Here is a 14,927-nt window from a genome sequence, read left to right as displayed (position 1 = left end):
TGCCTGCCCGACCATCGGCCCAACTTTGCTGACCAAGCCCGCCGCGCCCACGGGCAATAAAAAAACCCGGCAAACCAAATTGCCGGGCCTCACACCTTATTTCAGGCACGAAATCAGAAAGCAGCTAGGGCTATTTCTGACTCATAATCCAGGTGTGAATACTGGCCTGAGCATCGGGTGAGACGGGTGCGGGCGACATCCCGCCGGCCTCCGCTTTGCTCAGCTGCAAGGCGTGGTTGAGGCCGGGAACGTGCATCTCGGTCACGCGGGCATTGTTGCGGAGGCCTTTCTTGAGCAGAGCCAGGTTGATCGGGGCATTAACCTCCGCATCGTCGTCGCCTTGCAGCAGCAGTACGGGGCATTGCACCTTCGGCAGCATGGGCAAGGGGTCGAAGGCTAGGTAGTTGCGGTAGGCGGGCATGGTCAGGGTTTGCACGCTGGCCTGCACATCCTGCGGAGCGATACCGGGATAGCGCTGGCGCAGCATGTTGCTCAGAATGGCCTGGGCCTGGGCATTGTCAGGGGTTTGGCGCACTATTTCCAGCATGGCGCGCTGGTGCTTCACCAGGTTTTCCTCGTCGCGGCGCACGGCCATTTTCTGGCGCAGGCGCTGCTGGTCAAGATAGGTTTGCACCTGGGCGCTGTTGGAGCCGTGGGCACGCATTTTGGCGGCTTCCTGTCCGGCGGCCATTTGGTCGAGCAGATACTTGCGCTGGCGCTGGGCATCGGTCGAGTCGTTACCGAGCACCTTGCCATACATGGTGGGCTGAGCGGCCAGCAAATCGCGGCCCGGCAGCCCCGATGCCGCCAGCGCCACCACGAACGTGGGTGCCAGCAGCTGCGCGCTGGCCAGCAGGGCCACGTTGCCGCCCTCGCCGTGGCCGATGAGGCCGAGCCGCGTCACATCGACCTGGGGCCGGGTGCGCAGGTAGTTCAGGGCGGCCAGGGCATCGGCCGAGCGTTCGGCCACCGTGCCGCCTTCGCCGTTGCCGCGCTCCTGGAGGCGCAGCACCACCATGCCCTGGGCCACCAGGTAATCGGCCAGGCTGTTCAGCAGCTGCTTATCGGCCAGGGTGGGGGCCAGGGTGCCGGCTTCGTGCTCGGGCAGCAGCACGGCCGCCGGAAAAGGGCCGGGGCCGGTGGGCAGTCGCAGAATACCGTTGAGGCGCGTGCCGCCGGCCGGGGCCGAAAGCACCACGGTTTCAACCCGGTCGAGGGTGCTGGCCTGCGCGCCGAAGGCCAGCAGCAAGCAAATGGCGGCGAGAACGGAGAAGAAAGAGCGCATAAGCAGGCGGCTGAAAACCAGTCCTTCCCAGAATACTTGGGGCGAGGGCGGAGGTGAGAGAGCTACGCAAAGCTCTACCACCCGTATTTTCAACGGATTGGTTTCCCGTCGAACCGGCCCTTTTCGTCGCCTTGCGGGACTAATTGCCACGCGAACGGAAAGCGGGCTTTCTCAAAATGGGTCTGTGGTCCCATTCTGGGATGCCGCTGCCCCTCACCCTAGGAGCCCAAACCAGCCGTTGCCCAACCAGTGCAGCAGGCTCCACATCGCGGCATCGAACACCAGTAAAAACCCACCCTGCACCCACAGCGAGCGGCCGAAGCCCAGCATCCGCACGGGGAGCGCCTGTCCCGGCCCCAGCGCCCGCGCCCGCAGGTAGTAGCCCGTCATGATATAGGCCACATCGAGCCCGGCATTGAGCAAAAACAGGTTTTCGTTGAATAACTGGGTCTGGAATAGCTCGGCCACCGTGAGGCCGGCGGGGGCCACAAAGTGCAGATGCAGAATGCCCCACGCGGCCAGCCCGGCATTCACCAGCCCCCAGCCCACGTTCATGCCGTGGAAATAGAAGGGCTCGTGCCGCCGGTCGCTATGCGCCAGGTAGTAACCGCTGCCCACCAGGTTCAGGAGCACCCAGGCGGCCAGCACGGCCAGGCCCCGGCCCAGCAGCAGCTCACGGGCCATAAATAGGCTGGCAATATCGACGGCGGCAGGGGCGGCGGGCATGGCAATGGCAAGGAGGGGAGAAGGAAGAAAAAAAGGAAGCCCTTTTGAGGCTTCCTTTTCTTAACAAAAATGCGAGGCAGTGAGCCTATTGCGTGAACCCAATGCCCACATACAATTGCACCAGGCTGTTGTAGATGTTGCGTTTGTTGGGGTCGGTATTAAAAACGGGGTTGGAGGAGGTAGGGTCCTGAAAAATCTTGCCCAGGCTCAAGTTATAGCGGGCACCCAGGCGGGCAGGGCCTACGCGGGCCTCCAAGCCAGCCGCAGCGCCATAGTCCAGGGTATGGAAACCGTTTTCCGACAGGCCCAGCGAATTGCCGTCGCGGCGGGCGTTGATGAGCAGTGAAGCCTGGGGGCCTACGTGAAAGCTTAGGTTGTCGGTGAAGTTGCCCACGTAGAGAATAGGCAGCGCAATGTAGTCCATGTTGTATGTGGCGGTGGTCACCCCATTGTCGCCGCTGAAGCCCTGGCGTGAATACAGCAGCTCGGCCTGTATCGACGAAAATTCATTGAGGCCAAATTGACCATAAACACCGGCGTGGAAATCGCTGTGCGCGTTGCGACTGATGGCCTTCTTGGCCGCGTCGTTCACGGCATCGCCGCGCAGGCTGTTGAGGTTGTAGCCGGCCTTCACGCCAAAGCCGGTATTGCGCGAGTTGGTGGTTTTACCGCCGGTGTAGTCTTTTGAGGAAAGGGCACCGCCGGGAGCCGCCTGTGCAAACGCAGAAGAAGCTGAAGTAACGGCCAGCAACAATAAGAGAAGAGTCTTTTTCATGGGTGAAATGAAGTGAGGGTAATAGGCCAGAAGCCGGGGAAGATTACTATTCCCGTTTGCCCCTATACTTTGCCGGGACCAGAAGGTTGCCTGAGGGCCCTATTTGACGAAAAAAAGTGGTCTCCTTTCGCTGCATTCGCCGGGCGGCGCTACCTTTGGAGCGGCGGCCTGCGGGCGCGGCCAGTTCCGGGGTGTTAGCTCAGTTGGTTCAGAGCGCCACCCTGACACGGTGGAGGTCGTTGGTTCGAGCCCAATACGCCTCACAAAAACCCTCGCTGCGCCTTGCAGTGAGGGTTTTTTATTGGTTGGTCCCCGGTTTTGGCCAAGGCGCGGCGCGGCTATCAGTTCGTAGAGACCCGGGTAATAGAGCCGCCCGCTACGGGTGCCGCAAGCGGGCATAAAAATGCCCCGACTTGCGCAGCCGGGGCGTTTTTATGATGTCTCTGGGGTTTCCTCAGCTTTGCCAGTAGCTGGTGGCCGTATTCGCATAGGCAAGAAGCACACCGGCGCGCACAAACACAAGTATTTAAGGTGAGTTTGGTGTTATAAAATTGCGTGGCCAATTCCACCGCTCATTCTACCAACTTTTGTCCCGATGCTGCCCATTGCTTTTGCGCCCTGCTACGCCCACCCGCTGCCCGCCGGCCACCGCTTTCCCATGCTCAAGTACGAACTGCTGCCCGAGCAGCTCCTGCACGAAGGCACGGCCACGCCCGCCGATTTCTTCGTGGCCCAGCCCCCGCCCGAGGCGGACATCCTGCGGGTGCATGATGCCGGCTACTACCATCGCCTGCGCACTGGCCAGCTCACCCGGCCGGAGGAGCGGGCCACCGGCTTTCCGTGGTCGCGGGAGCTGTTTGAGCGCGAAATCACCATCCTGGGTGGCACCATTGAGGCGGCCCGACACGCGCTGAAGCACGGCGTGGCGTTCAACATTGCAGGCGGCACCCACCACGCATTTCGGGCGCGGGGCGAAGGGTTTTGCTTGCTGAACGACCAGGCCGCTGCCGCGGCGTGGCTGCTGGCCCACGGCCACGCGCAAAAAGTCCTCATCGTGGACCTCGACGTGCATCAGGGCAACGGCACGGCCGCTATTTTTCAGCACGAGCCCCGGGTGTTCACCTTTTCCATGCACGGCGGCCGCAACTACCCCGCCCGAAAGGAAATCTCCGACCTCGACCTGCCCCTGCCCGACGGCACCGACGATGCCCACTACCTGAAACTGCTGGCCGAAACCATGCCCCGCCTCCTCGACGAAGTGCAGCCCGATTTCGTGTTCTACCTGGCCGGCGTCGACGTGCTGGCCACCGACAAGCTCGGCCACCTAGCTCTCACCCGCGAAGGCTGCCGACGGCGGGACGAGCTGGTGCTTGGCCTCTGCCACCGCCACCACCTGCCCGTGGTGGTATGCATGGGCGGCGGCTACTCCGAGCGCATCATCGACATCGTGGAAGCCCACGCCAACACCTACCGGGTAGCGGCCGGGCTGTGGGGGTAGTAGGAGCAGGAAAGCAGGGTCGCCTCTGCAACGGTCAGACTAGCTTATATTTAGGATATGGATTTATTGACTTTTTGGCGGTCACTCTGCCTAGCCGCGATTGTATTTGGCGCGTTGCCTGGCCCTGCGGCGGGGCAGGCCCGGACCGTCCCCCGGCAGGCCCGGAATGGGCTTGCCGACTCTACCAAAGTGTACACCTACGTCGAGCAAATGCCCCAACTACCTGGCTACGGGGGGAGCGGCGCGGCCGTGGCGGCGGCCATCCGGGAAAGGCTGAGTGCCGCCGGAGCCGGTGGCTGCGGCGATAGCCGCGTATTCGTAACCTTCGTGGTAACGGCGGCGGGTGCTGTTACAGACGCCCGCCTTCTAAAAGGGGTGGGCGGCAGTTGCGATGAGGCCACGCTGGCCGCCGTGCGCCAATTGCCGCCCTTCACGCCGGGCCGGCAGCACGGCTGCCCCGTGGCCGTATCCTACACGGTGCTGGTTTCCATGCGGGCACGCGTCAAAAAAAACTAAGCCGGCCCGTGGGTCAGCGCCGATAGGGGTAGGGAATGAAGCATAAAACACTGCATGGCCAAAGCCGCCCTGGCCCTGGCTTTATGGCTACCAACCTATTGTCGATTAAATTATTACCTGCCAGCGAAAGGCCCAGCGCCAGCGCAGCTCATACCTCGTGATGCCCGCCCGCGCCAGCAGCGCCACCCAGTCTTGGCGCCGGAAGGCCCGGGCCACCGACAGCGGCGCATCGTGCCGCACCAGGTAAGAGCCGCCCAGCAGCCGCGTCAGCCACTTGATGCTGTGGTAGGCCAGCCAGTGCCGGTGCAGGTCGTTGATGACCACGGCCACGCCGGCCTGCTGGTGCCATTGCCGCAGCAGCCGCACCAGTTCTTCATCCGTAAAATGGTGGCAGAACAGGCTGCACGTCAGCACATCGTAAGGCTGAGCCTGAAATTCCGGGGAGAAAATATCGAACTGCCGGTAGCTGATTTCGGGATATTCCCGGCTCTTGGCCGTGGCGTATTCCAGCATGAAGGCGTTGGCATCGATGCCCGTCAGCTCCACGGAAACGCCGTTTCTGCGCGCCCAGCGGGCTACGTGGCTCAGGGTGTCGCCGCCGCCGCTGCCCAGGTCGGCCAAGCGCAGGGGGCGGCCGGTTGGGAAACGGCTTTTCAGGCGTTGCAGCGCGTTCAGCACCGGCGCGTAGCCGCCCAGCCAGGTATTGATGGTTTCCAACTCGTCGAGGTTCTGGCGCAGGGCATCATTGGCCAGCGTCAGGTCGTCCATCAGCTCCGGGCCGGAAGCTCGTTCAGAGAAATCCAATTATGAGTTATGAGTTATGAGTTATGAGACGAATTATACGCCTCCTAACAAGTTGGATGGGTTTGCGCGGAAATTACTGCGCGGGTGCAAGCGCTTCTGATTCGCTCAATTCATAACTCATAACGTTTAACTCATAGCTCACCTCCAATAGCATGGCCTCCATCGTGAGGCCCGGGCCGAAGGCGAAGCTGAGTACGGGTGCGCCATTATCGGCTGGCGTGGCGTGGGCCAGCACGTCGCGCAGCACAAACAGGACCGTGGCCGACGACATGTTGCCGTAGTCGCGCAGCACGCGGTAGGCGTGGCGGTTGTCGTCGTGGGTTAGCCCCAGCTCGGTTTCAATAGTTTCCAGAATCTTGCGCCCGCCGGGATGAATGGCGAAGTGCCGGATGTCGCCCAACTCCACGGGCAGGCTGGCCAGCAGCCCATCCGTCAGGCTGCGGATGCCGCGCTGAATCAGCTTCGGTACGTAGCTGCTCAGCGTCATCTCAAACCCAAAGTCGTTGATGTGCCACGCCATGTCGTCGTGCCCATCGGGCTCCAGGCCGCAATGGAAGGCCTGCAACGCTAGGCTCGGCGCGCCGTTGGGCAGCGGCGCGGCCTGCACCAAGCAGGCCGCCGCGCCGTCGCCAAACAGCGCGTTGCTGATGAGGTGGTCTTCCTCGGGGCTTTTCTGGAAGTGCAGCGTGCATAGCTCCACGCTCACAATCAGCACGCGGGCCTGGGCATCGGCGCGGCAGAAGGCATCGGCCAGCTTCACAGCGTTCACGGCGGCGTAGCAGCCCATGAAATTCACGCAGGTGCGGCGCACGTCGCGGCGCAGGCCCAGGGCCTGCACCAGCTCAATATCCAGCCCCGGCGCATACATGCCCGTGCAGCTCACCGTCACCAGGTGCGTGATGCTGGCGGCTGCCACGTCGGGCACTTGGCGCAGGCACTCCTGCACGGCCTCGGTGGCCAGGGGCAGGGCTTCGCGGCGGTACACGGCCATGCGCTGGCCCACGCTGGGGAAGGGCTCCAGGGTGGGCGTATTGGGGAAAAACGTGTAGTTGCCGTTGGCCCGCCCGTAGTCGGGCAGCACTGAATAGCGGTGCGCAATGCCCGACACCCGGTACAGCGCCCGCAGCTTGCGCGTGTCGGCCTCGCCAAACTCCAGGGCCTGGGCCATGAAATCAGCAATTTGCGGCTGCGCAATACGGTGGACAGGATTGGCAGTGCCAATGGCACCTAAATAACTCGGCATGCCGGGAAGGATTTTCGGATTCGGATATTGAATAAACGCCAACGCGCCTGGCGGCTGAAAGTACGAGCGGCCCCGCGCATTGGCCCACTACTTACGGGATAAGGCAGGATTTTACACGTTTGGCCGGAAAAAAAGCCTAATAACATTCCGGCCTCAACTCCGCAACCTACCACGCCACCGTCAGGTTTTAGAACGGCTGGCCATGGGTGCGGCGCATCAGGGCGCGCACGGCTCCCGGCCAGTGGCGCAGGCTGCCCACTACCGCCTCGCTCAGCAGCGGCCCGCCAAAGAGCTGCTGCACCGCCCGGCCCACCCGCAGCCGCGCCCCAAACTGCGCCTGCCAGACCCGGGCGTAGTCGTTTTCCATCTGCGGGCGGCTGGTGCGGCCCGCCAAAAAGTCGTGGGCCGCCGCCGCCGCCAGCGCCGCGCCGTGCAGGGCCATGGCCATGCCGTTGCCGCACAGCGGCGTGATGAGGCCCGCCGCGTCGCCGCACATCAGCACATGCTGCTCCACGGGCTGCTTGGGCGCGAAGGATATTTCGTTGATGACTTCGGGCTGCGGGTACAGCACTTCGGCTGCGTCCAGAATCTCGCGCAGGCGCGGGTTGCGGGCCAGCACCTCCCGCTCCAGCGCCGGAATGGTGCCGTGGTCTTTCAAGTTCTGGCGCGTGCTGAGGTAGCAGAAGCACAGCTTATCCTCCTCAATGGCCGAAATGCCGGCGTAGCCATCGGCAAAGTTGTGCAGCGCAATCACATCGCGCGGGAAGCCCGGCAGGCGCAGGTGGTACTTCACCCCGAGGTAGGGCGAGCGTTGCGTGAAAAACGGCCGCTGCAACTGCCGGTCGAGGTTGGCGCGCTTGCCGTAGGCACCCAGCACCACGCGGGCCGTGAGGGTACGGCCGTCGGCCAGGGTCACGGTGTGCCGGTCGGTGGCGGGGTCGAAGGCCACATCCGTCACCGTGTTTTTGAGGTGAAAGGTGACGCCCGCCGCCACGCCCTGCTGGTAGAGAAAATCATCGAGCAGGTAGCGGCTCACGCCGAAGCCGCCCAGGTCGAGCGGACTGCTGAGCGTGCGGCCGCCCGGCGACGACAGTAGAAATTTGGAAATAGCCGCTGGCCCCAGCCCGGCCGGGTCGGCCCCGAGGCGGCGCAGGTAGGGTAGCACCTCGTTGCTCACGTATTCGCCGCATACTTTATGGAACGGGTACTGCTTGCGTTCCACGAGCGCCACCCGGTGGCCGCGCCGGGCCAGGTCCAGGGCCGCCGCCAAACCGGCCAACCCGCCGCCAATCAATAAAATGTCCATTTAACTGGTCGGTGAAATAAGAGCAGTGGAAGCGAAAGTAGAGTGGTTTATCGAGATTTTCGGATATTCTGGTGCGGCTTACTGCACAAGTGCCGTATCTTTGCCAACCAAAAGAAACTTTTTCCGTTAATTCAACACCCGCCGCTCTTTCTACCCACCCACTAATTAATACTATGATGCAACGCCTACTTTTAACTCTGCTATTATTCGTTGGTCTCAGCCTTGGTATGGGACCGTTGCTGCGCACGGTGCCTACCGTTTCGGCCGCTGCTGTGCGCCACCACGGCCAGCAAGGCCGGCCCGGCGACGATAAAACCCTGCTGGTATATCCTAACCCCAGCACCGGCATCGTTCACCTCACCATCAATAACTTGCAGGGCAAGAAAGTGGAGCTGAGCGTGCTGAACGTTATCGGTTCGGTGCTGTACCACGAAACCGTGACGGAACTCAACGACAAATATTCCCGGACGCTTGATTTGAGCAAATTCGCCAACGGCCTGTACTACGTGCGGCTGGAGTCGGATAACACCAGCCAGATGTGCAAACTGGTTATTCGCTAACCAGCAATTAGGGTAATTAGGAGCCAATTATCAGTCAATAAAAAAAGCAGCTTTCGGGCTGCTTTTTTTATTGACAAAAACGAAGAAATTATTGGGCACGCACCGGGATGGGCGTGAGCATTTCCTCCACATTGGATACTGTTTTGAGCGCGAGGATGGCGGTGACCAGCAAGAGGCCAAGCATGAAAATAAACATAATGCTACAGAAAAATCGAGTGGATAAAAAGCAGCCTGTTTCAGTAAGCTGCATCTAAAGTATTCAACCCCGAAAGGCCCGGGCAGGTTTCAATAAGATTAGGGCATTTGCAGCAGGGCCTGCACAACGCGCCGGGCATCGGCCCCAATGCCGTTGAGCAGGGCTGAATTGCGGCTGTCGAGCCAGCCGAGCCCCAGAAAGGCCACGCCGGGCGCGGCCGTGAGGCCCCGCTGGTGCCGGGGCTGGCCATCGGCCTCCAAAATGGGCAGCTCCAGCCAGCTATAATCCGGGCGGTAGCCGGTGGCCCATACCACGGCATCGAGCGGGGGCGAGGCCGCCCGCTGGCCCTGAATGGCCCCCGTGGGCAGTGCCGCCAGACCCCGGCCCATGAACGTGGCCGCCGGCAGCCGGCGCAGGCGGGCCAAGTCGCCGCTCACCACGGGCTCGGGCTGGCCCATCATCCAGCGGCCGAAGGCCGTGTAGCGCGGGAAGCGCATCAGGCCCGTGACGGCCATCGCGGCCCACATGAGCTGGTTGTTGGGCATGGCCGGGGTCTTGTCGTCGAAGGCCACGAAGACGGGCCGGCCGGTGGCCGCGATGTCGGCCGCGATTTGCAGGGCCGAGTTGCCGCTGCCCACCACGGCCACCGGGCCGGTGCCGGGAAGCTGGCCGGGGCGGCGGTAGTCGCGGCTGGGCAGCTGCGCTACGGCGGCGGGCAGCTGGGTGGCCCACGCTGGTATTTTGGGGGTGGTGTAAGGGCCAGTGGCCACAATCACGCGCCGGGCGGCGTAGGTGCGGCCGGCGGCGGTGTACGCGTGGTAGCCGGGCTGGCCGGGGGCGGCCGTGACACGGATTACGCGCTGGCTGGCATCGAGCGGAAAGGCGAAATGAGCGGCATAGTCGCGCAGGTAGGCGCTGGTTTCGGCCCGGGTGGGGTAGCGGAGGCGGGGGCCGGGCCAGGGCCGGCCGGGCAGGCCGCTGGCCCAGGCGGGCGAGAACAACCGGAGCGAATCGTAGCGGGTGTCCCAGGCGTGGCCGGCGGCGGGGGCCGCATCCAGCACCCGGAAATCAACGCCGTGCTGTTGCAGGTAATAGGCTGCTGCCAGCCCGGCCTGGCCCGCCCCAATCACCAGCGTATCGGTGTGGATGAGTGGCTCCGGGGTGGCCAGGGGGAAGGGCAGCGGCATGGGCGACTAATTTTTCTGCTCCGGGAATTCCGTGCGCAGGCCGGCCATTACCTGCTCCGTGACGGTGCGGATGAGGGTGACCTGCTGGGCGGCGTGCGCTGGGGTGGGCGGCGTGTCACTGTAGGCTTCGGCCTCGCGGATGACGTGGCGCAGGCTTTCCACACCCAGGCCATCGAGGGAGCTTTTGAGGTGGTGGGCGGCATCGCCGAGGGCTTCCCAGTCGCCTTTGGTCAGGGCCTCGTCGAGGGCGGTGAGAATGGCGGGCGTGGTTTCGATGAAGGCCCAGGCCAAGCGGCGCACAATGGTTTCGTCGTTGCGCACCAGCTGGCGCACGTTGCTCAGGTTGTAGAGCGGAGGAGTGGAAGGCATGGCAGGAGTGATAAGGTAAGCAGGCGTGGGCTCGCTTACCTGGTGGTGGCGTGCCAGCACGGCGTGCATGGTTTCGAGGAGCTGCTCTTCGCGGTAGGGCTTGGCAAGGTAGCCGGCAAACCCGGATGCCTGCAAGCGCTCGGCCTCGCCGGCCTGGGCGCGGGCCGTGAGGGCAATGACCGGAGTAGCGGCCCGGCCCGGGTCGGGGTGCTGGCGCAGGGCGCGGGCGGCGGTTTCGCCATCCATGCCCGGCATCTGGATATCCATTAAGACCAGGTCGAAGGTCCGATGTTCAAATAGCTGGATGGCGGCCGGGCCGCTGGCGGCGGTAGTCACCTGCCAGCCCCAGTTGCGCAGCACGGTTTCGGCCAGCAGACTGTTCACCAAGTTGTCTTCGACCAGCAAAATGCGGCCGGCCTCGGCCAGCGGCGCGTCCTCGGCCGGGGTTTCGGGGGCCGCCGGGCTGGCTGCCGCCACCGGCTGGAAGGCCAGTGTGAAGGCAAACGTGCTGCCTTGGCTCACCTCACTGCACACTTGCAGTGTGCCGCCCATGAGCTTCACTAGGCCTTCCGAAATGCTCAGGCCCAGGCCCGTGCCGCCGTACTCGCGGTCGGTGCTGGCGGTGGCCTGGGTGAAGGGCTCGAAAATTTTGTCCAGCGTTTCGGGGGCGATGCCCAGGCCAGTGTCGCTCACCATAAACTGTAGCCACACCGTGCCCGCGGGCTCGGCCGGCTGGCGGGGGCCGGGCACCACGCGGCAGCGCAGGCGGATGGTGCCGGTTTCGGTGAACTTGATGGCGTTGCTGACCAAGTTGAGCAGTACCTGGCGCAGGCGGTGGGCATCGCCGAGCACCTGGATGGCAGGGGTGGGCTTTTCGAGGCGCAGGCGCAGGCCTTTTTCCCGGGCGCGGGGCCGCAGCAGGGCCGCGCAGCCGCGCAGCAGCTCGGCGGGGGCAAAGGGCATGGCCTCGGGCTGGAGCTTGCCCGCGCCGAGGCGGGCGGTGGTCAGCACGTCGTTCAGCACGTTGAGCAGGTGCTCGGCCGACTCGCCCAGCAGGCGCAGGTAGTCGTGCTGGCTGCGGCTGAGGGTGGTTTTCACCAGCACCCCCGTCAGGCCCAGAATGCCGTGCAGCGGCGTGCGGATTTCGTGGCTCATGTTGGCCAGAAAGTCTTCCTTGGCCTGGGCATCAACCTGAGCCGTGGCAATGGCGCTTTCCAGGGCCTGCTGCGTACTTTTTAGCTCGGTGATGTTGCTGTCCACGCCCAGCACCTGGGCCGTGCCGTCGTCCTGCACAAAAAGCCGTTTCACGCTGCTGAACCAGTCGATGCGGCCATCAGGATTCGTGAACGACTCCTCCAGCGTCAGGTCCCGGCCGGTGGCCAGAACCTGCTGGTCCTGCTGCCGGTAGCGGTCGGTATCCGCCGTCGGCGGAATATCCGGCTTGCCGGCACGCACCAGCTCATCGGGCGTCAGGTCGTATAAAGCGGCTAGCGCCTGGTTGGCCAACAGGTAGTTGCCGTGCTCGTCTTTTAAATAGATGGGGTGGGGCAGGGCATCAATTACCTGCCGGAACAAGCGGTGCTGCTCGGTGAGGCGGGCGGTAGCGAGGCGGTGCTGCTCGTCGGCGGCCCGCTGCTCGGTAATGTCTTCGGTCACGCTGATGATGCTGATAGTCTGCCCCTGGGCATCGCGGCCAAAAGGCGCAAGGCTGCTGTGCAGCCAGCGGATGGAGCCGTCGCGGTGGCGGGTCGTGAACTCAATGGTCAGCCCCTGGCCATCGGGCAGCTGGACCACGGCCTCCATAGTGGCCTGGTAATGCACCAGCGACTCGGGCGGCAGCAGGTGCGGGAGCAGGCGGCCGGGCGGGAAAGCCATGATTTCCTCGCTGGTATAGCCCAGCAGGGTTTCGATGCGGCGGTTGGTATACGTGTTGCGTTGCTGTTGCAGGTCGAAAATCGCCACTAGGTTGGGCACCACGTCCAGCACCTGGCGCAGCTGGTGGCGGCTCTGGCGCAGCTCGTCCACGGCGGCGCGGTGGCGGGTCACGTCCTCGGCGCTGCCCATAATCTCCCAAACCTGGCCTTCGGGACCCAGCACGCTGGCCCGCACCCGCAGGCGCAACAGGCGCCAGCTGCCATCGTGGTGGCGCACGCGGCAGTCCCAGCTGGCCGTCTGGTTTCGCGTCAGCAGTTGGTTGATGTCGGACTTGAGGAGTTGAGCCAGGGAATCCGGATGCATTACCTGCTGGCTCAGGGCCGCGCCCAGGTCCTGCAGCGCCTGGGCCGAGTAGCCCAGCACGGTGTGACAATGCTGGTTGCAATGCACCAGTTGGCGTAGCCGCCAGTCGTAGCTGAACAGGATAAGGGGAACCCGGTCGGCCAGCGCCTGTTCCGGCACTACTGCGTCCGTTGAGGCGGGCGCATAGCCGGCGGGCGGGAGCGGGGTGGACTGCATCGTGCGTTCGGCTACCCGCCGGGCAGCCGGCACAGCTGCCCGGCGAGCCAGACGAGGATAACGAGAACGACGCATTGAAAAAGAACTAAGCGTAAAATAATGGCGCAAGCAAATAGAAAGCGAACCAAAAACGCGAAACGGCCCGGGCAGCCGGGCAGTGCTTCGAGGCTATCGGGCCGCAAACCAGTCATTCCGACGAAGGCAGGCAGTTGGTTAAAATCATTAAACCAATAGCCATCACAATTCCTCCAGCGTCGGAGTAACAACGCCTTGTTGGGAGCGGCTCTTAAGCGATGCGCAGCTCCCGTTGCTGTAACATACGGTAAATGGTGGACTTGCCGATGTTCAGGCGCGCCGCCACGGCCAGCACGTCGCCGTCCAGCTCATCGAGGCAACCCTGGATAATGGCCTTGTTTTGCTCGCGCAGCGAAAGCTGGCTCCCGGCACCAATGGTGGCCTTTCCGGCGCGCAGGGGCAGGTCTTCGCCCTGAATAAACTCGCCGTCGGCCAGCACGGTGGCCAGCTCCACCACGGCCTTCAGCTCACGCACGTTGCCCGGAAACGAGTGCGCCTTCAGCTGCTCGCGGGCCGAGTCGGTGAGCAGGCGGGGCGGCAGGTTGTTGAGCTGGCAGAAATCGCGCACGAACACCTCGGCCAGCATCAGCACATCGGCCCCGCGCTGGCGCAGCGGGGGCAGGGCAATGGGCAGGCCCAGCAGGCGGTAGTACAGGTCTTCGCGGAAGCGGCCGGCCTGCACCTCGGCCAGCAGGTCGCGGTGCGTGGCCACAATCAGGCGCACATCGAACGGGATGGCCTGGTTGCCGCCCACGCGGGTTACTTCGCGCTCCTGCAGCACGCGCAGCAGCTTGGCTTGCAGGCTCAGGTCGAGGTCGGCTATTTCGTCCAGAAACAGGGTGCCGCCGGTGGCTTCTTCCAGCCGGCCCACGCGGCGGGCCACCGCCCCGGTAAAGGCGCCTTTCTCGTGCCCGAACAGTTCGCTCTCCACCAGCTCGCGCGGAATGGCGGCCATGTTCACGGCCACAAAGGGCAGGCTGGCTCGGCTTGACTGAAAGTGAATGGCTTTGGCCACTAGCTCCTTGCCGGTGCCGGTTTCGCCGCTCACGCTCACCGTAATAGTGGTGCGGGCCGCCTTGGTGATGAGGTTCTGCACGGCCTGCATCGATGCGTGCTCGCCCAGCAGGGCCTGGCCGGCCCCGTGGCGCGCCCCAATCTGCTGGCGCAACTGGGTGTTTTCGCGGCGCAGGCTTACCTGCTGCTCCACCTTGCCCACCAGGTTCCAGAGGCGGTCGAGGGTGTTCTCATCCTTCACCAGGTAGTCGTAGGCCCCCTGCTGGAGCATATTGACGGCGGTGCTCACATCTTCCTGGCCCGAAATCACCACGACCTCGGTGCCCCGCAGCCGCTCCCGAATCTGGCGCAGTACCTGCTCGCCCTTGGCATCGGGCAGTGAGTAGTCGAGCGTGATAAAATCAGGCTTCTCGCCCAACTGCTCCAGGCAGGCCCGGGCGGTGGTGAAGCGCGAAACGCTGTGGTTCGGGTTTTGGCTGAGGCGGTGCAGGAGCAGCTCGCCATACCACTCGTTGTCCTCGACGACGAAAATTTTGAAAGGTAGAGCAGGGTTCATGCAGAAGGTGGTAAGGATGCCTAATATAATGCCGCGTCAGCTGAAAACTGTCGGCTTACAAGCTGACTTACGATAGTTATGGGAAAAGTTTCATTAGAAAAATTACATTACAAAAATACGCAATAAATAGGATATAGGGCAGAAAAAGGCCATAATAAGGCATGTACGAACTAGAATTGCAATCGGATTGAGGTGGCATTATTGATAAATTCTCATTTGAGGACATTATTCCAATAATGGGAAATAAATATAATATCTTGAAAGTTATATATAATTGGCTGGTAGGCTGAGAAAGGGGTTTGGCCGACATGGTCACGGAATTGCAAGGTTAGGGCAGGCACAGGGCCAAAGAGTTAAATATTT

At 63.1% G+C, this 14,927-nt stretch carries 12 protein-coding genes and 1 tRNA gene; 4 read left to right on the top strand and 9 right to left on the bottom strand.

Going from position 1 to position 14,927, the window contains the following annotated elements:
• Window positions 1–130: 130 nt before the first annotated feature.
• From ACVWYF_RS10785 to ACVWYF_RS10775, 3 genes are all read right to left on the bottom strand, one after another.
• Window positions 131–1,285 (bottom strand): alpha/beta hydrolase, encoded by a 1,155-nt coding sequence (locus ACVWYF_RS10785; RefSeq protein WP_457067694.1) that lies wholly within the window; start codon window positions 1,283–1,285, stop codon window positions 131–133.
• Between the two features lie 213 nt (window positions 1,286–1,498).
• Window positions 1,499–2,011 (bottom strand): DUF6992 family protein, encoded by a 513-nt coding sequence (locus ACVWYF_RS10780; RefSeq protein ID WP_457067692.1) that lies wholly within the window; start codon window positions 2,009–2,011, stop codon window positions 1,499–1,501.
• A gap of 85 nt (window positions 2,012–2,096) precedes the next feature.
• Entirely contained in the window at window positions 2,097–2,786 is a 690-nt protein-coding gene (locus ACVWYF_RS10775) for a porin family protein (protein WP_457067689.1), read from the bottom strand.
• Between the two features lie 188 nt (window positions 2,787–2,974).
• On the opposite strand from ACVWYF_RS10775, the gene ACVWYF_RS10770 reads away from it, so the two are divergent.
• From ACVWYF_RS10770 to ACVWYF_RS10760, 3 genes are all read left to right on the top strand, one after another.
• Window positions 2,975–3,049: transfer RNA gene (locus ACVWYF_RS10770), tRNA-Val, on the top strand.
• A 332-nt stretch (window positions 3,050–3,381) separates the two neighbouring features.
• Window positions 3,382–4,284, top strand: a complete 903-nt coding sequence (locus ACVWYF_RS10765; RefSeq protein ID WP_457067686.1) for a histone deacetylase family protein — start codon at window positions 3,382–3,384, stop codon at window positions 4,282–4,284.
• 210 nt (window positions 4,285–4,494) lie between these two features.
• A complete protein-coding gene (locus ACVWYF_RS10760; protein WP_457067684.1) occupies window positions 4,495–4,800 on the top strand; it encodes a TonB family protein in 306 nt (101 codons plus the stop codon).
• 105 nt (window positions 4,801–4,905) lie between these two features.
• On the opposite strand, the gene ACVWYF_RS10755 is transcribed toward ACVWYF_RS10760, so the two are convergent.
• The 3 genes from ACVWYF_RS10755 to ACVWYF_RS10745 form a co-directional block, all read right to left on the bottom strand.
• Window positions 4,906–5,604 carry a methyltransferase domain-containing protein gene (locus ACVWYF_RS10755; protein ID WP_457067682.1) on the bottom strand — a complete coding sequence of 233 codons (699 nt, stop codon included), beginning with the start codon at window positions 5,602–5,604 and terminating at the stop codon, window positions 4,906–4,908.
• 73 nt (window positions 5,605–5,677) lie between these two features.
• Entirely contained in the window at window positions 5,678–6,847 is a 1,170-nt protein-coding gene (locus tag ACVWYF_RS10750; RefSeq protein WP_457067679.1) for a type III polyketide synthase, read from the bottom strand.
• A gap of 187 nt (window positions 6,848–7,034) precedes the next feature.
• Complete coding sequence (locus ACVWYF_RS10745) at window positions 7,035–8,153, bottom strand: NAD(P)/FAD-dependent oxidoreductase (RefSeq protein ID WP_457067677.1); 1,119 nt, start codon at window positions 8,151–8,153, stop codon at window positions 7,035–7,037.
• Window positions 8,154–8,326: 173 nt separating this feature from the next.
• Here ACVWYF_RS10745 and ACVWYF_RS10740 point away from each other — a divergent pair, with 173 nt between their 5' ends.
• Complete coding sequence (locus ACVWYF_RS10740) at window positions 8,327–8,713, top strand: T9SS type A sorting domain-containing protein (RefSeq protein ID WP_457067674.1); 387 nt, start codon at window positions 8,327–8,329, stop codon at window positions 8,711–8,713.
• 294 nt (window positions 8,714–9,007) lie between these two features.
• Here the strand turns inward: ACVWYF_RS10740 and ACVWYF_RS10735 are convergent, their stop codons facing one another.
• The 3 genes from ACVWYF_RS10735 to ACVWYF_RS10725 form a co-directional block, all read right to left on the bottom strand.
• A complete protein-coding gene (locus ACVWYF_RS10735; RefSeq protein ID WP_457067671.1) occupies window positions 9,008–10,096 on the bottom strand; it encodes a flavin-containing monooxygenase in 1,089 nt (362 codons plus the stop codon).
• A gap of 6 nt (window positions 10,097–10,102) precedes the next feature.
• Entirely contained in the window at window positions 10,103–12,994 is a 2,892-nt protein-coding gene (locus ACVWYF_RS10730) for a PAS domain S-box protein (protein ID WP_457067668.1), read from the bottom strand.
• 211 nt (window positions 12,995–13,205) lie between these two features.
• Window positions 13,206–14,564, bottom strand: coding sequence for a sigma-54-dependent transcriptional regulator (locus tag ACVWYF_RS10725; RefSeq protein ID WP_457067665.1), 1,359 nt, complete (start codon window positions 14,562–14,564; stop codon window positions 13,206–13,208).
• Between the last annotated feature and the right edge of the window lie 363 nt (window positions 14,565–14,927).

The sequence above is a fragment of the Hymenobacter sp. UYAg731 genome (genome assembly GCF_054061335.1).
The sequence above is the reverse complement of the archived record's forward strand: the minus strand, read 5'-3'. Positions and strand labels throughout refer to the sequence as shown.